At 71.1% G+C, this 19,609-nt stretch carries 19 protein-coding genes; 7 read left to right on the forward strand and 12 right to left on the reverse strand.

Going from position 1 to position 19,609, the window contains the following annotated elements:
* Positions 1-12 precede the first annotated feature (12 nt).
* Positions 13-1,485 (reverse strand): peptidoglycan D,D-transpeptidase FtsI family protein, encoded by a 1,473-nt coding sequence (locus tag ABIA35_RS08095; RefSeq protein ID WP_370335341.1) that lies wholly within the window; start codon positions 1,483-1,485, stop codon positions 13-15.
* 164 nt (positions 1,486-1,649) lie between these two features.
* On the opposite strand from ABIA35_RS08095, the gene ABIA35_RS08100 reads away from it, so the two are divergent.
* The 3 genes from ABIA35_RS08100 to ABIA35_RS08110 all read left to right on the forward strand — a co-directional run bounded on the left by ABIA35_RS08100 (position 1,650) and on the right by ABIA35_RS08110 (position 5,190).
* Positions 1,650-2,348, forward strand: a complete 699-nt coding sequence (locus ABIA35_RS08100) for a copper homeostasis protein CutC (RefSeq protein ID WP_370357494.1) — start codon at positions 1,650-1,652, stop codon at positions 2,346-2,348.
* A 91-nt stretch (positions 2,349-2,439) separates the two neighbouring features.
* Positions 2,440-2,772, forward strand: a complete 333-nt coding sequence (locus tag ABIA35_RS08105) for an antibiotic biosynthesis monooxygenase (RefSeq protein ID WP_370335337.1) — start codon at positions 2,440-2,442, stop codon at positions 2,770-2,772.
* 204 nt (positions 2,773-2,976) lie between these two features.
* Positions 2,977-5,190: an AAA family ATPase gene (locus ABIA35_RS08110; RefSeq protein ID WP_370357495.1), complete on the forward strand. Its 2,214-nt coding sequence runs from the start codon at positions 2,977-2,979 to the stop codon at positions 5,188-5,190.
* A 106-nt stretch (positions 5,191-5,296) separates the two neighbouring features.
* On the opposite strand, the gene ABIA35_RS08115 is transcribed toward ABIA35_RS08110, so the two are convergent.
* The 3 genes from ABIA35_RS08115 to ABIA35_RS08125 all read right to left on the reverse strand — a co-directional run bounded on the left by ABIA35_RS08115 (position 5,297) and on the right by ABIA35_RS08125 (position 9,802).
* Complete coding sequence (locus ABIA35_RS08115) at positions 5,297-6,943, reverse strand: DNA repair helicase XPB (RefSeq protein WP_370357496.1); 1,647 nt, start codon at positions 6,941-6,943, stop codon at positions 5,297-5,299.
* Positions 6,944-7,139: 196 nt separating this feature from the next.
* Positions 7,140-8,618 (reverse strand): beta-N-acetylhexosaminidase, encoded by a 1,479-nt coding sequence (locus ABIA35_RS08120; RefSeq protein WP_370335331.1) that lies wholly within the window; start codon positions 8,616-8,618, stop codon positions 7,140-7,142.
* Positions 8,619-8,764: 146 nt separating this feature from the next.
* On the reverse strand, positions 8,765-9,802 hold the full coding sequence (locus ABIA35_RS08125; protein ID WP_370357497.1) for a hypothetical protein: 1,038 nt from the start codon (positions 9,800-9,802) through the stop codon (positions 8,765-8,767).
* A 130-nt stretch (positions 9,803-9,932) separates the two neighbouring features.
* On the opposite strand from ABIA35_RS08125, the gene ABIA35_RS08130 reads away from it, so the two are divergent.
* Both ABIA35_RS08130 and ABIA35_RS08135 read left to right on the forward strand, forming a co-directional pair.
* Positions 9,933-10,379: a MarR family winged helix-turn-helix transcriptional regulator gene (locus ABIA35_RS08130; RefSeq protein ID WP_370336448.1), complete on the forward strand. Its 447-nt coding sequence runs from the start codon at positions 9,933-9,935 to the stop codon at positions 10,377-10,379.
* Between the two features lie 100 nt (positions 10,380-10,479).
* The gene (locus ABIA35_RS08135; RefSeq protein ID WP_370335327.1) at positions 10,480-10,863 is read left to right on the forward strand and encodes a hypothetical protein; all 384 of its coding nucleotides are present in this window, start codon (positions 10,480-10,482) and stop codon (positions 10,861-10,863) included.
* A gap of 49 nt (positions 10,864-10,912) precedes the next feature.
* Here ABIA35_RS08135 and ABIA35_RS08140 read toward each other — a convergent pair whose 3' ends face one another.
* The gene (locus tag ABIA35_RS08140) at positions 10,913-11,581 is read right to left on the reverse strand and encodes a TetR/AcrR family transcriptional regulator (RefSeq protein ID WP_370335325.1); all 669 of its coding nucleotides are present in this window, start codon (positions 11,579-11,581) and stop codon (positions 10,913-10,915) included.
* A gap of 114 nt (positions 11,582-11,695) precedes the next feature.
* On the opposite strand from ABIA35_RS08140, the gene ABIA35_RS08145 reads away from it, so the two are divergent.
* Positions 11,696-13,186 (forward strand): DHA2 family efflux MFS transporter permease subunit, encoded by a 1,491-nt coding sequence (locus tag ABIA35_RS08145; protein ID WP_370357498.1) that lies wholly within the window; start codon positions 11,696-11,698, stop codon positions 13,184-13,186.
* Here ABIA35_RS08145 and ABIA35_RS08150 read toward each other — a convergent pair.
* From ABIA35_RS08150 to ABIA35_RS08175, 6 genes are all read right to left on the reverse strand, one after another.
* A complete protein-coding gene (locus ABIA35_RS08150; protein ID WP_370335321.1) occupies positions 13,183-13,794 on the reverse strand; it encodes a hypothetical protein in 612 nt (203 codons plus the stop codon). The genes ABIA35_RS08145 and ABIA35_RS08150 overlap by 4 nt on opposite strands.
* 60 nt (positions 13,795-13,854) lie before the next feature.
* Positions 13,855-14,466, reverse strand: coding sequence for a MarC family protein (locus ABIA35_RS08155; protein WP_370335319.1), 612 nt, complete (start codon positions 14,464-14,466; stop codon positions 13,855-13,857).
* Positions 14,467-14,510: 44 nt separating this feature from the next.
* Positions 14,511-14,870, reverse strand: a complete 360-nt coding sequence (locus ABIA35_RS08160; RefSeq protein ID WP_370335317.1) for a hypothetical protein — start codon at positions 14,868-14,870, stop codon at positions 14,511-14,513.
* 274 nt (positions 14,871-15,144) lie between these two features.
* On the reverse strand, positions 15,145-16,344 hold the full coding sequence (locus ABIA35_RS08165; RefSeq protein ID WP_370357499.1) for a PLP-dependent aspartate aminotransferase family protein: 1,200 nt from the start codon (positions 16,342-16,344) through the stop codon (positions 15,145-15,147).
* Between the two features lie 74 nt (positions 16,345-16,418).
* Positions 16,419-16,814 carry a cold-shock protein gene (locus ABIA35_RS08170; protein WP_370335313.1) on the reverse strand — a complete coding sequence of 132 codons (396 nt, stop codon included), beginning with the start codon at positions 16,812-16,814 and terminating at the stop codon, positions 16,419-16,421.
* A 107-nt stretch (positions 16,815-16,921) separates the two neighbouring features.
* A complete protein-coding gene (locus ABIA35_RS08175; RefSeq protein WP_370335311.1) occupies positions 16,922-17,539 on the reverse strand; it encodes an HAD family hydrolase in 618 nt (205 codons plus the stop codon).
* A gap of 294 nt (positions 17,540-17,833) precedes the next feature.
* Between ABIA35_RS08175 and ABIA35_RS08180 the strand changes: the two genes are divergently transcribed.
* A complete protein-coding gene (locus tag ABIA35_RS08180; protein WP_370357500.1) occupies positions 17,834-18,508 on the forward strand; it encodes a sucrase ferredoxin in 675 nt (224 codons plus the stop codon).
* Here ABIA35_RS08180 and ABIA35_RS08185 read toward each other — a convergent pair.
* Positions 18,495-19,496 (reverse strand): hypothetical protein, encoded by a 1,002-nt coding sequence (locus ABIA35_RS08185; protein WP_370335307.1) that lies wholly within the window; start codon positions 19,494-19,496, stop codon positions 18,495-18,497. The two genes, ABIA35_RS08180 and ABIA35_RS08185, sit on opposite strands and share 14 nt — an antisense overlap.
* Between the last annotated feature and the right edge of the window lie 113 nt (positions 19,497-19,609).

Here is a 19,609-nt window from a genome sequence, read left to right on the forward strand (position 1 = left end):
CCTGATGCGCCGCTAACCCACCCCCAGCGCCGCCTTCAGCACCGCCGTCGCGACCGGGCCGGCGTACTGCGCACCGGAGATGGTGTCGCGGACCGAGGGGTTGTCGGTCTGGACCATCACCGCCACGGCGACGTGCTTGCCGTTGGCCGTGGCGTAGCAGACGAACCAGGCCAGCGGGTTCTGGTTCTGGCCGCGCTGCGCGGTGCCGGTCTTGGCCCCCATCTGCACGCCGCTGACCGCGTCCTGCTGCGCGGTGCCGGCGGTGACGACGTTCTTCATCATGTCGTCCAGGGTGCTCGCGGTCGCCGGGCTCATCGCCTGGCTGAGTTGGCGGCGGTGGTCCGAGCCCTTGTAGGTCACGTGGCCGTTGGGGGCGGTCTCCTTGTCGACCAGGTAGGGCTGCATGATGGTGCCGCCGTCGGCCACCGCGCCGGCGATCATCGCCGCCTGCAGGGGGGTGACCTGGGTGTCGTTCTGGCCGACGGAGGCCTGGGCCAGGGTGACCGAGTCGCTGCCGATCTGGCTGAAGGTGGGGAAGTTGGACTGGGCCACCGTCATCGGGATCTTCAGGCCCGGGGTGTTGAAGCCGAACTTCGAGGCGTACTGGGCCATGATCTGCGGGCCGAGTTGGTCGCCGATCCAGCCGTAGACGGAGTTGCAGGACTGCGCGAGCGCGGTCTTGAGGTCCGTTCCCGCGCAGTCGCCGTCCTCGTTGCGCAGCATCGTGCCCCCGGACCAGGTCAGCGGGCCGCGCGGGGCGTTGGTCTGGCCGGTCTCGGTGAACTTGCCGGTGTCCAGGGCGGCGGCCGCGGTGACGATCTTGAACACCGAGCCGGGCGGGTAGTTCTCGCCGATCGCGTGGTTCAGGTTCGGCTTGTCCTTCTGCCCGTCCAGGACCTTGCCCGCGGCGGCGGCGGTGTCGCCGTCGTTCGACGCTATCCCGTTGGGGTCGAAGGCCGGGTTGGAGTACATCGCCAGGATCGCCCCGGTCGTCGGGTCCAGCGCCACCACCGAACCCGTCTTGCCGGTCATCTTGCTGACGGCGGTCTGCTGGACCGCGTTCTGCACCGTGAGCTGGACGTCGCCGCCCTTCTTGGACTTGCCGGTCAGCGTGTCCATGAAGTTGGCCACGGACTCCGAGCTGTCAGTGCCCGCCAGGTACTTGTCGAGGATGGACTCGATGTCCGAGGCCCCGTAATCCATTGTCTTGTAGCCGGCGACGTTGGCGTAGTCGGACTTCAGCGGGTACTGGCGCTGGTACTTGTACGAGATGCCGCCGGAGGGCACCGAGTCCGCGATGACCGTGCCGTCCGCCGTGAGGATCCGGCCTCGCGGGTAGGCGTACTGGTCGAGCTTGATGCGCTGGTTGCCGGCGCGGGCCTTGTAGCTGTCGGCGTTGATCACCTGGAGGTAGTTGGAACCCACCAGCAGGCTGCCGATGAGCAGGAAGCAGAATATGGCGACCCGCCTGATCGGCTTGTTCACGTTTTGTACCCGCTCGCCTAGTAGTCGTCCAGTGGTCGTCTTCGGAGGGTGACACTCCTCGCCATAGTGAACGCCGCGAGGGCCCGGATCCGTTGTCGTCCGACACACCCCGGGCCGCCCCCGGTGCTCGTCTCCGATCACCGATCCATGGCAGGCTGCCACCTATGTCTGATCCGACGCCCCTGCTCGAAGTCATCGCCGTCGATGCCGACGACGCCCGCGCCGCCGTGGCCGGCGGCGCCGACCGCCTGGAACTGGTCTCGGCGATGGAGTACTCCGGCTTCGACCCGTCCCTGGAGACCTTCGAGGCGATCCGCGCGGCCGTGGACGTCCCGCTGCGGGTGATGATCCGGCGCCGGGACGGCTTCTCGGCCGGCGGTGTGCAGGGTGTGGCAGAGCTCGTTCACACAGCGGAGGCGTTGCGGCGGGCCGGTGCGCAGGAGTTCGTCCTCGGGTGGCTCGATCCGGACGGCACGGTCGACGTGGAGGCCGTCGGCGCGGTTCTGGACGCCCTCGGCGGCGCGAAGTGGACGTTCCACAAAGCGATCGACGCCGCGCCGAACCGCGCGGCCGTGTACGACGCGGTGCGCCGGATGCCGGGTCTGGACACGATGCTCACCTCGGGCGGCTTCAAGGCCTCCGGCGACGGGCTCGAGGTGCTGCGGGCCGAGGCCGAGCGCGAGCGGGCGGCCGGCGGGCCGCGGGTGCTGGTCGGCGGCGGCCTGACGCAGGAGGCGCTGCCGGCGCTGCGGGCCGCCGGGCTGGACGCCTTCCACGTGGGCACCGCGGTGCGGGCCTCCGGGGCGTGGGATTCGCCGGTGGACGTGGAGAAGGTCGCCACCTGGCGCAAGCTGCTGGGGTAGCGCCGCCGGGACGGATGCCGGACCGGTCCTAGAGTGATCGTTTCTGTCAGACTGGCGCTCCAGCGCCGTGTCTGACCGGAGGGGTCGCCCGATGTCCACTCGTCCCGCGGAAACACCCGAGCCGCCGTACTACATGGTGGTGTTCGCGTCGCAGCGCACTGAGGGCGACAACGGCTACGCCGAGGCCGCGCAACGGATGGACGAGCTTGTCGCGCGCCAGCCCGGCTATCTCGGCGCCGATTCCGCGCGCGATGCGAACGGCTTCGGGATCACCGTCGCGTACTTCTCCGACGAGGAGTCCATCAAGCAGTGGCGCGTCCACCCCGACCACACCGAGGCCCGCAACGAGGGCCGGGCGACGTGGTACCAGCACATCGCGCTGCACGTAGGGAAGGTCGAGAGGGCCTACCGCTGGGACCGGTGAGACCCGTGCGCCAAGGCGGGTCGGGCGTGGTCAGCGCGTTAGTTCACCCCTCGGCCATGTGCTAGGCTTCTGCGCCTTGCCCGGCACGTACGGCCGTTCCGACCCTTACGGAACTGCGCGGACCTCTGCCTGAAGAACCTCCAACGCGCCCCGCGCCGATCCGGCGTGCGCGCGTTCCTTCCTCTACTTCTTCAGGAGTCCGGCATGCCCGAAACCAGTGACGCCGCCGATCCAGTCGTGGTCGCCGAGCAGTCCCACCTCGAGGAGTCCCGCTCGGCGCTCAAGGCGATGCGCGACGAGGCGCTGACCCTGCGGGCCGAGGGCGGCAACGCCGTCTCGACCGAGAACCTCCTGGCCGCCCTGCGCTCCCGGGCCAAGGCGCTGATGGACGATCCGAACGTCCCGCTGTTCTTCGGCCGCCTCGACTACGGCGACGCCCCCGAGGCTGGCGAGTTCCACTCCGAGCACTACTACATCGGCCGCCGCCACGTGCACGACGCGACCGGCGAGCCCATGGTCATCGACTGGCGCGCCCCGGTCTCCACGGCCTTCTACCGGGCCACGCCGAAGGTGCCGATGGGGCTGGACCGCCGCCGCCGCTTCGGTTTCGGCCACGGGGTCATCACAGGGTACGAAGACGAGCCCCTGTCCGATGCGGAGACAGATGCACAGACGGATGCACAGACAGATGCACAGACGGATTCCGGTACCGGTGCGGCTGCCGCCGTCGCGCCGGCCGGACAGCCCGGTGCGAGCCGCATCCTGACCGACGAGATCGAGCGCCCGCGCTCGGGGCCGATGCGCGACATCGTGTCGACGATCCAGCCCGAGCAGGACGAGATCGTCCGGGCCGACGTGAACGTCAGCGTCTGCGTCCAGGGAGCCCCCGGCACCGGGAAGACCGCGGTCGGCCTGCACCGCGTCGCGTTCCTGCTCTACGCGCACCGCGACCGGCTCCGGCGCGGCGGTTCCCTGGTCGTGGGGCCGAACAAGGAGTTCCTGAAGTACATCGAGCAGGTGCTGCCGGCCCTGGGCGAGATCGAGGTCGGCCAGACCACGGTCGACGACCTGGTGGCGCGGGTGAAGATCACCGCGGCGGACCCGCCGGAATCGGGCGTGGTCAAGGGCGACGCGCGCATGGCCGAGGTCCTGCACAACGCCATCTGGTCCCGGCTGCGGACGGCGCGGGAGGCGCTGCCCGACGGGATCATGATCGTGCGCGGCTCGCGGCGCTGGCGCGTTCCGGCGTCCGAGATCGACGAGCTGATCGAGGGCACCAAGGAGCGCGACGTCCGCTACGGCGCGGGGCGTGCGATGCTCGCGCCGCGCATCGCACACGCGGTTCTGTACCGCATGGAGGTCGCCGGGGAGGCCACGGACGACCGGACGCAGAACGCTGTCGCGCGGACGAGCGAGGTCCGCAAGGCCGTGGATCTGCTCTGGCCGGCGATCGACCCGCTGAAGGTGGTCTTCGAGCTGTACGCCGACCCGGAGGCGCTCGCCAGTGCCGCCGAGGGCATTCTGACGCCGGAGGAACAGGCCGCGATCCTGTGGACCGCGACGCGTCCGAAGGTGCCGCGCACTCCGGGGACGGCCAAGTGGTCCAGCGCCGACGCGGTGCTCGTCGACGAGGCGCACGACCAGCTCGACCGGCTGCCCTCGCTGGCGCACGTGGTCCTCGACGAAGCGCAGGACCTGTCGGCGATGCAGTACCGCGCGGTCGGACGGCGGTGCTCGACCGGCAGCGTCACGGTCCTCGGCGACATCGCGCAGGGCACCACGCCCTGGGCCACGCCGTCCTGGGCGGAGACGCTGAAGCACCTCGGCAAGCCCGAAGCGGTGATCGAGGAGCTGACGCTCGGCTTCCGCGTCCCGCGGCAGATCATCGACTTCGCGGCGAAGCTCCTGCCCGACGCCGCACCGGGACTGCTGCCGCCGACCTCGGTCCGGCAGCAGGGCGGGTCGTTGGAGATCGACGCGGTCGCCGGTGATGCAGACCTCGTCGACACCATGGTCACCGCCGCGCAGCTGGCTTTGGCGGTTCAGGAGGGCTCGGTCGGCCTGATCACCGCCGACGCCCGGGCCGCCGAGGTCGCGGCGGCCCTGGACGCCGCCGGGGTGGAGCACTCCGTGCTCGGATCGGAGCCCGCGGCCCCGGCGATCGAGGGCGCCACCGAGACCGAGGCGGAGCTGGTCGAGTCGCTGCTGGCCGAGACGGCCGGCCCGCGCTTGGTCGTGGTGCCCGCGACGCTGGCCAAGGGCCTGGAGTACGACCAGGTGCTGGTGTTGGAGCCGGCGGAGATCGTGGCCGCGGAGCCGCGGGGGCTGCGGCGGCTGTATGTGGTGCTGACCCGTGCGGTGTCGCGGTTGCACGTGGTGCACCACGCGCCGCTGCCCGCGCAGCTGACGGCGCGGTGATGAGCCGGTGATGAGCCGGGGTCCGGCGGCCGTGCCCGGGCACGGCCGCCGGAGGGCCGACGGCTAGAACCTAGATCTTCCTGAGAACCCAGATCTTCCTGGGAACCTAGATCTCCTTGCCGGCGAACACGTCGTCCGCGTCGGCGATCCGGTACGCGTAGCCCTGTTCGGCCAGGAACCGCTGGCGGTGCGCCGCGTACTCCTGGTCCACGGTGTCGCGGGAGACCACGGCGTAGAAGCGGGCGCCTCGGCCGTCGGCCTTGGGGCGCAGGACGCGGCCCAGGCGCTGGGCTTCCTCCTGGCGCGAGCCGAAGGTGCCGGACACCTGGATCGCGACGCTGGCCTCGGGCAGGTCGACGGAGAAGTTCGCGACCTTCGAGACCACCAGGGTGGGGATCTCGCCGGTGCGGAAGCCCTCGTACAGGCGCTCGCGCTCCTTCACCGGCGTGCTGCCCTTCAGGACCGGGGCGTTCAGGCGCGCGCCGAGGTCGTCCAGCTGCTCCAGGTACTGGCCGATGACCAGGGTCGGCTCGCCGGCGTGCTTCTTCACCAGGGCCTCGACGAGCTTCGACTTGGTCGCCGTGGTCGAGGCCAGGCGGTACTTCTCCTCCGGCTCGGAGCTGGCGTAGCGCAGGCGCTCGTGGTCGGTGAGGGTGACGCGCACCTCCACGCAGTCCGCCGGCGCGATGTAGCCCTGGGCCTCGATGTCCTTCCAGGGGGCGTCGAAGCGCTTGGGGCCGATCAGGGAGAAGACCTCGCCCTCCAGGCCGTCCTCGCGGACCAGGGTCGCGGTCAGGCCGAGGCGGCGGCGGGACTGGATGTCGGCGGTGAAGCGGAAGACCGGGGCCGGCAGCAGGTGGACCTCGTCGTAGACGATCAGGCCCCAGTCGCGGGCGTCGAACAGTTCCAGGTTGGCGTAGACGCCCTTGGTCTTGCGGGTGAGGACCTGGTAGGTGGCGATGGTGACCGGGCGGATCTCCTTGCGGGCGCCCGAATACTCGCCGATCTCGTCCTCGGTGAGGGTGGTGCGCTTGAGGAGTTCCTTGCGCCACTGGTGCACGCTGACCGTGTTGGTGACCAGGATCAGGGTCGTCGCCCCGACGCCGGCCATGGCCGCCGCGCCGACGATGGTCTTGCCCGCGCCGCAGGGCAGGACGATCACCCCGGAGCCGCCGTGGCGGAAGCCGTCGGCGGCCTCCTTCTGGTACGGGCGCAGGTTCCAGCCGTCCTCGCGCAGGGCGATGTCGTGCTGCTCGCCGTCCACATAGCCGGCCAGGTCCTCGGCGGGCCAGCCGACCTTCAGCAGCACCTGCTTGAGGGTTCCGCGCTCGGAGGGGTGCACCTTGATGGTGTGCTCGTCGACGCGGGCGCCGATCAGCGGCTGCACCTTCTTGTGGCGGACCACCTCCTCCAGCACCGGCACGTCGGTGGTCTCCAGGACCAGGCCGTGGGTCGGATGCTGGAGCAGCCGCAGCCGACCGTAGCGGTCCATGGTGTCGGCGATGTCGACCAGCAGCGAGTGCGGCACCGGATAGCGGCTGTGGCGCAGCAAAGCGTCGATGACCTGCTCGGCGTCATGGCCGGCGGCGCGCGCGTTCCACAAGGCCAGCGGGGTGACGCGGTAGGTGTGAATGTGCTCCGGGGACCGCTCCAGCTCGGCGAACGGAGCGATGTCCCGCCGGCACTCCTCGGCCTGCGGGTGGTCGATCTCGAGCAGGAGGGTCTTGTCGGACTGGACGATCAGGCAGGTCACGCATACCTCCGGGCGCGGCGCTTCGGTCGGGCGACGGGCATCCTTCTAGTGTCGCTCATCGCGGCGGTTCGGATGACCACAAGGCGGGGGATTCACGGGGGGGACTGCGTACAACAAGACCGGCGCGGTCGGGATTCCGACCGCGCCGGCTCGCTCGCTGACCGAACTAAGCGCCCACCCAGCGCCCACTCAGCGCCTACTCCGTGTCCGGGGCCTCCCGCCACCGCGGCGCCGGCTGCTTCTGCCACGGGTGCGGGCCGTCCAGCGGCCGGTACTCCACCCCCAGTGCGTCCAGGCGCTCCAGGTGCTTCTCCAGGCGGGGCAGGAACTCCGCGAAGTCGCGGCCGGCGGCCGACCAGACCGTCTCGCTGAACGCCGCCAGGCGCGGCCAGGCCTGGTAGTCGTGGACGCGGGCGTCGGGGATGTACTCGCTCCAGAGCGTGGCCTCGGAGCCGATGACGTGTCCGGCGAGTTCCTCGGGCATGTCTTCGGGGACGGGCTCGAAGGAGTAGGCGCGCTCCAACGACGTCGGGGCGGCCCACGGGGCGCCCGGCTCGCCCTCGGCGTCGGACTGCCGGTAGTCGAAGTAGACCCAGTTGTAGGGGCTGGTCAGGGTGTCGTGGCCGCGCCGCGCCGCCTCGACCGCGCCCTCGGTGCCGCGCCAGGAGGAGACCACGGTGCCCGGGAACAGCTCGCCCTCCAGGATCTCGTCCCAGCCCAGCAGCTTGCGGCCCTTGGCCGCGACGTGCTCGCTGAGCTGGTGCATGAACCAGGCCTGCAGGTCCTCCTCGGTGGCCAGGCCCAGTTCGGCCTTGCGGGCCTGGGCCCGCGCGCTGGCCTTCCACTCGTCCTTCGGGCACTCGTCGCCGCCGAGGCAGACGAACTCGCCCGGGAACAGCTCGCAGACCTCGTCCATGACGGTCTTGTAGAACTCGACGGTCGCGTCCTCGACGTTCAGCACCGAGGTGGCGATCCCGAACTTCGTCCACACCTCGCGCGGCTCCTGCGCGCTGGGCACGTCCTGGTTGCCGAGCTCGGGATAGGCGGCGATGGCGGCCGTGGAGTGCCCGGGGATGTCGATCTCCGGGACGATCGTGATGTGCCGCTCGGTGGCGTAGGCGACGATCTCGCGGATGTCGTCCTGGGTGTAGAAGCCGCCGTGCGGCCGGCCGTCGCCCACGGTCTCCCGGCGCCAGCCGCCGACCTCGGTGAGCTTGGGGTACTGCTTGATCTCGATGCGCCAGCCCTGGTCCTCGGTGAGGTGGAAGTGCAGGACGTTCAGCTTGTGCAGCGCCATCAGGTCCAGGAAGCGCAGGACGTCGCGCTTGGGCAGGAAGTGGCGGGCCACGTCCAGCATCGCGCCGCGCCAGCGGAAGCGCGGGACGTCGGTGACGGTGACGTAGGGGAGCGGCAGCGACTTCCGGCTGGCGTCGTTGCGCAGCGCCTCGGGCGGCAGCAGCTGCCGCAGGGTCTGCTCGGCGTAGAACAGGCCGGCGTCGGTGCCCGCGACGAACGTGATGCCGTCGTCGTCGATGGTGAGGTGGTAGCCCTCCGCGCCGAGTTCGGCGTGGCCGTCGGCGATGTTCACGACGGTCGAGGCATCGAACATGAGCCGGCCGGAGCCGGCCTGAATCTGCAGGGGCTTCGGGATGATGGAGATCTCGGGCGCGTCCATGCCGACAAGATCTCACGGATCGTTCATCGATTAAACGGAGCGCCGCGGAGCGGCTCCTTAACGGGTGGCGGTGGGAGACGGGTGGGCAAACGAGGCGAGCTGACCGGCCAAAAGGCCGGTCAGCCTTCATGAATCCCGTGCGGAGCTCAGACCGCGACGAGCTCTTCCATTTCTTCTTCAGCCTCGGCTTCGGTCTCGACTTCCGGCATCCGGTTCCGCCGCTCGGCGATCGCCGCCGCGCCGACCGCCAGCGCGCCCACGCCGAGCCAGCCGACCAACGTCCACGCGTGCCGCGCGACGCCGCTCCCGCCGAAGTACAGCAGGCTCCGCACGCCCTCGACGAGGCCCGCTCCGTTCCAGAACGCGTGCAGGCCGCCGAAGAACCCGTCCTGCAACTCGGGCTGGAACAGTCCGCCGGAGCTGGTGAAGTTCAGCATCACGAACAGGACCATCATCACCAGCGTCGTCCACCGCTTCAGGAACGGGTGCAGCCCCACGCCGATCAACAAGATCGCGGCCGAGTACAGCCACGCCAGCCCCCACACCGCGGCCAGGCTGTGGTGCGCGAGGTGGAACACCGGGCCGGCCAGCGCCGCGCCGATCGCGCTGACCGCGGTCGCGGTGCCCAGGGCCAGGACCGTCTTGCGCTTGAGGGACCAGCCCGCGGCGCCCGCGCCGATCGCGGCGACCGCGCTGTAGGAGCCGATGCTCACGGCGATCATCAGGAAGAAGGGTCCTGAGTTGGTCGGATCGTCGGCGGTGGTCGGGGCGACGTCGGTGACGGTCAGCGGCTTGTCCTCGACCGCGGCGACCGTGGTGAAGACCTTCGTGGCGACGGTGGCCGAGGAATCGCTGTTCCCCTCGGCTATATAGAGCTGGGGCTTGGCCGGGTCCGGGACGAACGCGCCGACCAGATCGCGGCTGTGCAGCTGCGCCACCGCGGCGTCGGTGCTCGGCAGCGTCGACACCTGGAGCGCGTCGCCGCCCTTGCTCTGGATCGCCTGCGCCACGGCGGCCACTTGCGGGCCCTGGCCGATCACGGCCACCTTCACGTGGTGCGGGTGGGGGACCATGAACGCGCTCATGTACGCCAGCCCCATCCCGATGCACATCAGGAGCGGGGTGATCAGGTGCGTGAGGACGTGGCGGACCGAGGGGATCGCCGCCGTGGGCTGCTGAGCCATCTGCTCCTCCGAATATGGTTGCTAACTACAACCTAGCCATAGATGTACTATACAACTATCTGGAGGGAGTGAGGTCGTGACCGGGAGTGAGACGCGTCACCGCGAGGCGGTGGACGCCATCCAGCGCGAGATGACGGTGTTCGCGCGGCGCGCGCGGGCCTTCGCCGGGCGGCTGCACCCGGAGCTGACGCTGGTGTCGTACACGCTGCTGGCGCACCTGGAGGACTCCGGCGGCTGTCTGGCCAAGGACCTGGCGGTGCGCTACGGCCTGGACAAGTCGACGGTCAGCCGCCAGGTGCAGGCGCTGGAGCGCCTCGGCTTCCTGGAGCGCCGGCCCGCGCCGGAGGACCACCGCGCGCAGATGCTGCACCTGACGCCGGCCGGCGCCGGGATCCTGGCGCAGGTGACCGAGAGCCGGTACGCCGCCGTGGCCGAACGGCTGGCGGGCTGGGACGACGAGGAGATCGGCCGGTTCGCCGAGCTTTTGATCCGCTACAACGCGCCTCCGGAGACGTCCGGTGACGATGCGATCACCCGGGGGTATTCCGACACTGACATCACCGAAACAGTGCACTGACCGCGTATCGTGCCCGGGCGGCGGGCCGTGGAAGCAAGGGTCTGTTTTGCACGTGCAAAGGGTCTGTGCATTTGCTGGTTCGGCGCTTACGCTGTGCAGGGTGGACGTGTCCCTGCTGGAGGCCTTCGAGCCGGTGGCCCATGACCTGCGTGCCGCCGGTCTGGACTGCCAGCTGGCGGAGGACCCCAATCCGGGCGAGCCCGCGGCCGGCGCCACCGCCGTCCTGATCGTGTCCGGGGTGAAGGTGGGGCGGCTGACCCTCGGTGCGTCCGTGCTGGACACGGCTTCGCGCACGCTCTATCTGGCCGCGCAGACCCAGCGTCTGGTGCAGGGGAACCTCTCGATCGGCGGCCGGGTCATCGAGTGGCCGCCGTGTCTGCCGAGCCACGCGCATCCGATGATGGCCACCCGGGGGCAGCGGGCTCCGCTGTGGACGTGCCCGCTCGGCGGGGACGTGTCGGTGCCGATCGGCCGGCATCCGTAAGGGGAATCCTCGCCGCGACGCCATCGGAGGAGTCCGGCTCGGGGCCGCTTCAGCGCGGCGCGTAGGCCCGTAGGAAGAAGTCCACGCCCTGAGCGATCCGCCGCTCGAACTCGGCCTCGAAATCCGCCTCGGAATCGGCCCCGTGCGGGATCCGGCGCACATCCGATCCGGCCGGCGAGGTCAGCTGGTGCGCCAGCAGGTCCGGGACGGCCAGCACTTCGGCGGGCACCTCGAGCAGCCCGGCCCGGGCCAGGGCGGACAGCAGTTTGTTCAGGCGCGGCATGGTGCGTCCGGGGCCGTTGGTGAACCAGCGCTCCTGCAGGTCGGGGTGGTGCTCGGATTCGGCGTCGACCAGCTTGCGCAGGCCCACCAGCGGTCCGGTGTAGACGACGCGGACCCACGCCCCGGTCAGCTGGAGCAGGGCGGCGCGCAGGTCCTCGGGGCCGGCGAGCTGTGAGGCGTCGGGGAAGTCGCGGTCCATCAGCGCCATGACGTTCGCGACGGTGCGGTCCTGCACGTCGTCGGTCATCGCCATGAACAGGCGCTCTTTGTCCCCGAAGTGGTTGTAGACGGTCTGCTTCGAGACCTTCGCCTCGGCCGCGATCGCGTCGATGCTCGCGCGGGTGAAGCCCTCGCGCAGGAACACCGTGCCGGCGGCGTCCAGGATCGCTCGGCGCTTCCTCGGGTTGCCCTGGGGCTCGTCGGCGGTCGCGGTCATGCGGTCATTCTCCTCGTCGGCGGCCTGTTTGCGGAGTTGGACTCCTCAGTCTAATCTCTTGGACTAGTGAGTCTAATTCCTTGGACTCATGAGTCCAATACCTGGGGAGGAACCATGAACGCTCAGCCGTCCGGCGACCGGCTGCCCCGCGAGTACCTGAAGATCGGCATCGCCCTGGTCCTGGGCGCCGCCATGGCGATGCTCGACGCGACCGTGGTCGCGGTCGCGACCCGCACCCTGGCGGAGCGGTTCGGCTCGCAGCTGTCCGCCGTGACCTGGGTGTCCACGGCCTACCTGCTCACCATGTCGGTGGTGGTGCCGCTGGCCGGCTGGAGCATGGAGCGCTTCGGCGGGCGCCGGGTGTGGCTGCTCGGGGTGACCGCCTTCCTGGCCGGCTCGGTGCTGTGCGGCGCGGCGTGGTCGATCCCGAGCCTGATCGCCTTCCGGGTGCTGCAGGCGCTCGGCGGCGGCCTGATCCAGCCGGTCGGGCAGGCACTGCTGGGACGCAACGTCGGACCGCGGCACATGGCCCGGGTGATGGCCGTGATGTCGATTCCCCTGGCGCTGCTCCCGGTGCTGGGCCCGGCGGTCGGCGGGCTGCTGCTGGCCGAGTGGGGCTGGCGCTGGATCTTCTTCATCAACGTGCCGATCGGCCTGCTCGCGATCGTGCTGGTGCGGCTCTGGGTCCCGGCCTCGGTCCCGGCGGCCCGATCGGCTGCCGCCGCGCGGTTCGACGTGCGCGGCTTCGCCCTGATCTCCCCGGGACTGGCGGCGCTGGTCTACGGCTGCTCGGCGGCCGGCGACCACGGTGGCTTCTCCTCGCCGGCCGCGTGGGGCCCGGGGCTCGGCGGACTGACGCTGGTGACGGCGTTCGTGGTCTACAGCCTGCGCACCCGGATCCGGCCGCTGGTCGACCTGCGCCTGTTCGGCGACAAGGCGTTCGCGGTCGCGATGCTCAACGCGGCCCTGATGGGCGCGACGCTGTTCGGCGCGATGTTCATGCTGCCGCTGTATTTCCAGCAGGCACACGGTTTCTCACCGCTGCGGGCCGGACTGGTGCTGGCACCGCAGGGACTCGGGACGGCCGTCTCGACCTTCGCCGCCGGCCGGCTGACCAACCGCACCGGACCGCGCGTGCTGGTGATGACCGGCACCGCCGTGGCGACGGCGGCGACCGTGCCCTTCGCCCTGGTCGGCGCGCACACCTCGGCGGCCGCGCTGGCCCTGCCGCTGCTGCTGCGCGGACTGGGACTCGGCCTGGTGATGGCGCCGCTGATCGCCGCCGGCTACAGCACACTGCGGCGCGAGTCGATCCCGCAGGCCACGACCACCTTCAACATCCTGAACCGGGTCGGCGGCTCGATCGGGACCGCGGTGCTGGCCGTGATCCTGGTGCGGGGGCTGGCCGGCGGGGCGCAGACGCCGGCGCGCGTCGCGTCCGCTTACGGCGCCACGTTCTGGTGGGCGCTGGGGTGCACCGCGGTGACGCTGGTGACGGCGGCCTTCCTGCCCGGCGCGAAGGGGATGCGGGCGGCGCTGGCGGCGGCTGCGGAGCCCGCCAAGCCTGCCGTTCTTGTGGAGGCCGCCGAACCCGTCAGGGCCTAAGCGTTCCCCGACTCCGGCCAGTTCGACCAATGCGTGTTCGGTGCCCGCGTCGGCCGGTACTCGTGCGGGTTCCCGGTGTCCAGCACCTTGGCCAGGAGCTGGAACACCTCCTCCCGGCTCGGCCGCTCGACCAGGACGTCGGGGTGGTGCCAGGCCTCCAGGCGCAGGATCTCCGGCAGGTCCGGCGGGATCAGGGCGCGCAGTTCGGACTCGTCGGCCAGCAGGAGGTCGCGGTACTCGGGGACCAGTTCGCGCACCGCCTCGGCGAAGTACTCGCCGGGCGCGGCGTCGACCGGCAGGTCCTCGCCGCGGACGCGGATCGGGACGCCGCCGACGTAGTTCTCGTCGTCGTCGATCAGGTCCGCGATGTTCTCCACCCGGTTCAGCTGGCTGCCCGCGCGGACGCCGTAGCCGGTGAGGGCGTCGGTGACGCTGCGCGCCTTCGGGTTGAAGCCGACCGTCTCGAAGACCACGGCCCAGTGCTTGTCGTCGCGATAGACGTGCAGGCGGACGTCGATCGCGGAGTAGAAGCCGTGGTCCAGGAACGGGAACGTGAAGTCCTGCGCCGAGGCGTCGATCTGGTCGAGGAACTGCTGTCCGAAGGTCACGGAAAAATCCTAGGTCACCGGGAGGCGGTCATCCGGCATCGATCTCACCCGGCATCGATCTCATCCGGCCTTGATGAACGCCCGCACCGCGTCGGCCACCATCTGCACCGCGATCGCGGACAGCAGGAGACCGGCGATGCGCGTCACCAGGGTCACGCCGGAGTCCTTGATGACCCGGATCACCTGGACCGAGAAGCGCATGGTGAGCCACAGCGTGATGTGGATCGCCACGATCGCCAGGGCCACCGCGTCGATGCCGGCCCAGTGGTGCCCGGTGCGTTTGGCGAACACCATCACCGCGACGATCGCGCCGGGCCCGGCCAGCAGCGGCGTGCCCAACGGGACCAGGGCGACGTTCACCGCCTCGTTGGAGTGCGAGGGCTCCTCGCTGCGGCCGGTCAGCAGTTCCAGCGCGATCAGCAGGAGCAGCAGCCCGCCGGAGGCCTGAAGCGCGGGCAGCGTCACGCCGAGGTAGTCCAGGATCTGCTGGCCGAACAACGCGAACACGCAGATGACGCAGAACGCCACCAGCGCCGCCTGCCACGCCGCCTTCGTGCGCTCGGCCTTGCTGCGGCCGTTGGTCAGCGCCAGGAAGATCGGCAGGGTCCCCGGCGGGTCCATGATGACGAACAGGGTGATGTACGCCTCGAGGAAGAGCTTGCTGTCGAACACGCACGAAGACCTATCACCTGGAAGGACTTTGTTTCCACGTCCGTTCACGCCAGCCAAGGATGCCGCTGCACGAGCGGGGTGCCGGACCACCACCGTCCCAGGCCGTACCGCCATCCCAGCGTCGTGAAGCCGATGCCCACGACGACGAGCGCGAAGACCAGACGGTGGTCCACGGCCGGATGGCCGTGCACCGCCATCAGCAGCACGGCCGCGCCGACCGCCGCGAACCGCATGACGATCCCGAAGACCAGCCCCACCCCGGCCCCGGTCAGGGCGAGCACCAGCAGCCAGTCGGACCACGAGGAGACGCCGTGGAACCAGGCCCTGCGCAGGAACGTCCCGCCGAGCAGGACCCGGATCAGAGCCCAGAGCAGGTCCAGCCGCGTGAGCTCCAGTGGGTCCATGGAGCCTTTATCGCCCCGGGGCCGCTGTGGTGCATGTGGGGTGGGGGAAACGGGTGACGGGGGAAACGGGTGACGGGTCGGACTAGACGATTGATTTCTGGGGGTTCCGGCAAGCAGCACCGCACCTGGCAAGCAGTCTTGCGAAACGGTTCAGCAGCAAGCATGGGCGTCACGGACGACCTCCCTCATCCTGGTTGGCTGTGGGTGGTCGGCCGGGGCGGCCAGGCGCCGCTGATCAACCGTTTCGCCGCCGGTACCCCCAGGAATCAATCGTCTAGATCTTCGCGAACGCCGCGTCGAGGTCCGCGATGAGGTCCTCGGCGTCCTCCAGGCCCACCGAGAACCGCAGCAGCCCGGCGTCCGGCCGGGCGTCGGGCACGACGTTCCGGTGGCTCAGCGAGGCGGGGTGGGTGATCAGCGACTCGGCGCCGCCCAGCGAGGCCGCGTGCATGATCAGCCGGACGTTCTCGGCGACCGTCGCCGCCGCCTCGTAGCCGCCGCGCATCTCGAACGACATCATCGCGCCGGGCAGCAGCATCTGCTTGTCCGGGCCGATCAGACCGTCCGGGTCGCCGCCGGGCAGGCCGGGGTAGTGCACGCGCTCCACGGCCGGGTGCGCGGCCAGCCAGGAGGCGAGCGCCCCGGCGGTCTCCGAGGAGCGCTTCACGCGCAGCGGCAGCGTCTGCAGGCCCCGGTGCAGCAGGTAGCCGGCCAGCGGGTGCAGCAGGCCGCCGGTCTGGATCCGGATGTCACGCAGCCGCGCGGCCCACTCCGGGGTGGTCGCGACCACGCCGCCGAGGACGTCGCAGTGCCCGCCGAGGTACTTCGTGGCGCTGTGCACGACCAGCGTCGCGCCGTGCCGGGCCGGCTGCTGCAGGACCGGGGTCGCGAACGTGGAGTCCACCAGGTACGGCACGTCCCCGCAGGCCGCGGCGACCGCGTCGAGGTCGACCAGCCGCGCGGTCGGGTTGGCCGGGGTCTCGACCACCACCAGCGCGGTGTCCGGCCGGGCGGCCAGCGCCGGGGCGATGTCCGCCGGGCCGTCCACCCAGGTGACCTCGGTGCCCAGCGTCCCCTTGGTCAGCAGGCCGTCGGTGCCGCCGTAGATCGGCCGCAGCGCCACGATGTGCCGCTTGCCCTCGGCGGCCGCGGTGGCCGTCGCCGCCAGCAGGCAGGCGGTGATCGCGGCCATGCCGCTGGCGAAGGACACCGCCTCGGGCAGGCCCTCCAGCTCGGCCAGCGCGCGCTCGAAACCGGCGGTCGTGGGGTTCCACATCCGCTGGTAGACCAGGCCGCCCTCGGCGGTGGGCGGGCCGCCGGCGACGAGCGCCTCGTAGCTCTCGCCGCCCGCATCGACGCCGGGCAGGTAGTAGGTCGCCGACAGATCGATCGGCGGAGTCGGGTTCGTGACGGTTCGCCCCGCGTGGACTGCGGCTGTGGCGGTTACCCGGGCTATGTTCCGATCAGCGCTCATGCTGCGATTATGCGAGGTGCGCGGGTTCGGCGGCATAGCCGTTCACGATGTGGTGGCCCGCCCGGGGCGTCCGGTCAGCTCTCCAGCTGGTCGGCGACCGCCCGCAGGACCCCGGCGAGCTTGCGCGAGGTGGCCTTGTCCGGGTACTTGCCCCGGCGGAAGGTCTCGGACATGCCGTCGAGCAGCTTCATCACGTCCTCGACGATGACGACCATCTCCTCGGTCGGCTTGCGGTCGCGGGCCGCCACCGCGGCCTCGACGCTCGGCCGGGTCTCCAGCAGCCGCACGCCTATCGCGGTGTCGCCGCGCTTGCCGGCGGCCACCCCGAACTCGACCCGCTGCCCGCTCTTGAGCTCGGCGGCGTCCGCGGGCAGGGCCGAGGAGTGCATGAACACGTCGGGCCCGTCGTCGCGGGTGATGAAGCCGAAACCCTTTTCGGTGTCGTACCACTTGATCTTGCCGGTAGGCACGGTGGGACCCTCGCGTCTGCTGTCGTCGGTGATTCACTCTTGCGGGGTAAGCGTAACCAGGAAACGTCCGCCTTGGGCAGGGTTATCCCAGGGCTCGACCGGCCGTGTCAGGCGGCCAAATACCCGTCCAGCCAGGCGGGGAAACCACGCAGGTCGGCCAGCACGGCGTCGGCTCCGGCGGCGGCCAGGTCGGCCGCGCTGACCGGCCCGGTGGCGACCGAGACGGCCACCGCGCCGCCGGCCCGCGCGCCCAGGATGTCGCCGATGTGGTCGCCGACGTAGACGCTCGCGCCGTGCTCCCGCAGAGCCTCGCCCTTCTTCGGGCCCCAGTGCCAGCCCACGAGGACGTCCGGGACCAGTCCGAGGTGCTCCAGGTGCAGCTGCGCGCTCGGGGCGTACTTGGCGGTGATCACCATGACCCGCCCCGCCCGCTCGCGGATCGCCGCGAACGCCTCGGCGGCGCCGGGCATCGCCGGCACCGGCGCGATCGCGAAGTCCGGGTACAGCGCGCGGTACTCGTCCCCGACCGCGGCGATGCGCTCCTGCGGGAACCAGTACGCCAGCTCCTCCTCCAGCGGCGGCCCGAGCCGGGAGACCACGGCGTCGGCGTCGATGGCCACGCCGGTGCGCCGGGACAGCTCGGTCATCGTCGCGTGCACGCCCGGCCGCGAGTCGATCAGGGTCATGTCAAGGTCGAAGCCCACGGTCAACGGGGTGCTGATCATGCGATCAGCGTATCGGTGAACCTTTCACGCACAGGACGACGGCGGTCACCGGTTCGGGCGAGTGGAGGAGGTCGGGAGGGTAGGACGCCGGGGGTCGGGGGTAAGGTGAGGCTACCCTGACTAACTTGACGCTGCCCCGACTGACTGACTCGACGCGACCTGCCCGGCCCCGGCCGGCCCCCTTCCGGTCCGTGCCCGTTGCGACCGCCCCCGACACTCCCGGCCCGATCACCCCAAGGCTCCACTCTCCCGATCGGGCCGGGGCGTGACCGCACCGCCTCGAAAGACCCGCCCGTGTCCGTCTGCGATTCCGCCCTCGGTGGCTGCGCCGCCCTGTGCCGGGCCGCGCGCGCTCCGATGGGGGACACCGCGCCGCCGCGGGCGAAGGCGTGGCTGGCGGTGGAGCACCCCGGACCGTGGCCGGCCTTCGGCTGGCCGCCGGACCTGCCCGCCGGCGTGATCGAGGTGCTCACCGCCGCGCCGGCCTACACCGTGCGGCCGCAGCTGATCCGCAGACCGGACCGCCAGGGCCGCGCCGTGACCGGCGAGCGGGCGGTCTTCGTCGCCGGCGGACCGCTCGGCGCGCGCTGGCTGGAGCGGCGCCTCACCGAGGACCTCGACGACATCGCCAAGCTGAATCTCGCGGCGCTGGCCGACGGCGGTCCGCCCGGCTTCGGCACGCTGCTGCGCGAGCGGGTCCTGCTGGTGTGCACGCACGGCAAGCGCGACGCCTGCTGCGCCCGCTACGGCGCCCCGGTCGCCCGGGAACTGGCCGCGCGCGGGCTGCCGGTCTGGGAGACCACGCACGTGGGCGGCGACCAGTTCGCGGCGAACATGGTCTGCCTGCCCGACGGGACCTACCACGGCCGTCTGGACCGCGCGTCCGCCGCCGAGGTCGCCTTCGGCTGCCTGCGCGGCGAGGTGTCCGCCGCGCACTTCCGGGGCCGCGCCGGGATCAGCCGGATTTAGCGACCGCCTTGAACAGGCGCCACAACAGGTAGAGCGCGCCGAGCAGGCCCAGCATCGTCGGCACCGCGGTGAACCCGTCCTTGGCCGCCTGCCAGGTGTCGCTGGAGTTCAACGGCGTGTCGTGGCCGGTGGAGCGGCCGCGGGCCAGGAACAGCCCGAAGGCGTAGAACACGAACGTGGTGATCGGCACGCCGATGAGCGCGAACCGCTTCTCGCCGGGCGTGTACGAGTACGACGTCAACGCCAGCAGGTAGCCGATCACGACGATGGCGATCGTGTACGGCGACATGGCCACCGCGTTGACGATCGCGCCGACGCACAGGACCGTCACCGCGGCCAGCGCCTGCGCGTGGCCCTGCGCCGTGCGCCGCACCATCGGCCCGGCGGCCATCGGCGCCGGCGGGGGCGACGGGGCCGGTCCCGGCGTCGGGGTGAAGCTGCTGCCGCTCTCGATCGGGATCTGCGGCCCGGCGCCTCCGCCTCCGCCCTCGCCGCCTTCCTCCGGTTCGCCGCTGTAGTACCAGTCGGTGCTGCCGGCGTTGAACGGGTCCGGTTCGGCGGGGATCTCCGGCCCCGGCAGGATGTCGCCGTCGGAGTCCGACGCGCCGAAGCCGGCGGGCGGCGGGTTGGTCAGCGACTCCGGGGTGACCAGCCGGGCGATGGCCGGGTCGACCTCGGGGGAGAAGACGGAGGCCGCGCCGTACGCGTTGTTGCTGCTGCTTCCGCCGCGGCGCTGCCGTTCGCGGGCCGCGTAGAGCGGGTCCTTGTTCGCCTCGGCCATCACCAGGGCCTCGGGGCGGCCCATGCCGAGCAGGATCTGGCGCACGTCCGCGGCGCGCGTGGCCTTGCGGTCGGTGACCCGGGACTCGATCTCCGAGCGGGTGCGGGACACGAGCTGGTTGCGCGACGTGGGCGACATGCGACCCTCCGCCAGCGTCGACAGCTCGGCCAGGTATCGGAACATCTCCTGGTCGGTCTCGGCCGTCACCCCTGCGTTCCCCCTGTTTCCGTTGAGCCCAAAGCGGCGCGTGCGCCGCCTGCGGCGCCCGCATCCGTATCGTATGCGGGCGCTGTGATCGTCGGGACTCGACTACCGTTGTC

The sequence above is a fragment of the Catenulispora sp. MAP12-49 genome (assembly GCF_041262705.1).
In the GTDB taxonomy this organism is placed as follows: Bacteria; Actinomycetota; Actinomycetes; order Streptomycetales; family Catenulisporaceae; genus Catenulispora.

Coding starts and splice junctions, on each gene's coding strand:
- ABIA35_RS08100 (WP_370357494.1), top strand. CDS start 1,650: ATGTCTGATCCGACGCCCCTGCTCGAAGTCATCGCCGTCGATGCCGAC.
- ABIA35_RS08105 (WP_370335337.1), top strand. CDS start 2,440: ATGTCCACTCGTCCCGCGGAAACACCCGAGCCGCCGTACTACATGGTG.
- ABIA35_RS08110 (WP_370357495.1), top strand. CDS start 2,977: ATGCCCGAAACCAGTGACGCCGCCGATCCAGTCGTGGTCGCCGAGCAG.
- ABIA35_RS08120 (WP_370335331.1), bottom strand. CDS start 8,618: ATGGACGCGCCCGAGATCTCCATCATCCCGAAGCCCCTGCAGATTCAG.
- ABIA35_RS08125 (WP_370357497.1), bottom strand. CDS start 9,802: ATGGCTCAGCAGCCCACGGCGGCGATCCCCTCGGTCCGCCACGTCCTC.
- ABIA35_RS08130 (WP_370336448.1), top strand. CDS start 9,933: ATGACGGTGTTCGCGCGGCGCGCGCGGGCCTTCGCCGGGCGGCTGCAC.
- ABIA35_RS08140 (WP_370335325.1), bottom strand. CDS start 11,581: ATGACCGCGACCGCCGACGAGCCCCAGGGCAACCCGAGGAAGCGCCGA.
- ABIA35_RS08145 (WP_370357498.1), top strand. CDS start 11,696: ATGAACGCTCAGCCGTCCGGCGACCGGCTGCCCCGCGAGTACCTGAAG.
- ABIA35_RS08160 (WP_370335317.1), bottom strand. CDS start 14,870: ATGGACCCACTGGAGCTCACGCGGCTGGACCTGCTCTGGGCTCTGATC.
- ABIA35_RS08165 (WP_370357499.1), bottom strand. CDS start 16,344: ATGAGCGCTGATCGGAACATAGCCCGGGTAACCGCCACAGCCGCAGTC.
- ABIA35_RS08175 (WP_370335311.1), bottom strand. CDS start 17,539: ATGATCAGCACCCCGTTGACCGTGGGCTTCGACCTTGACATGACCCTG.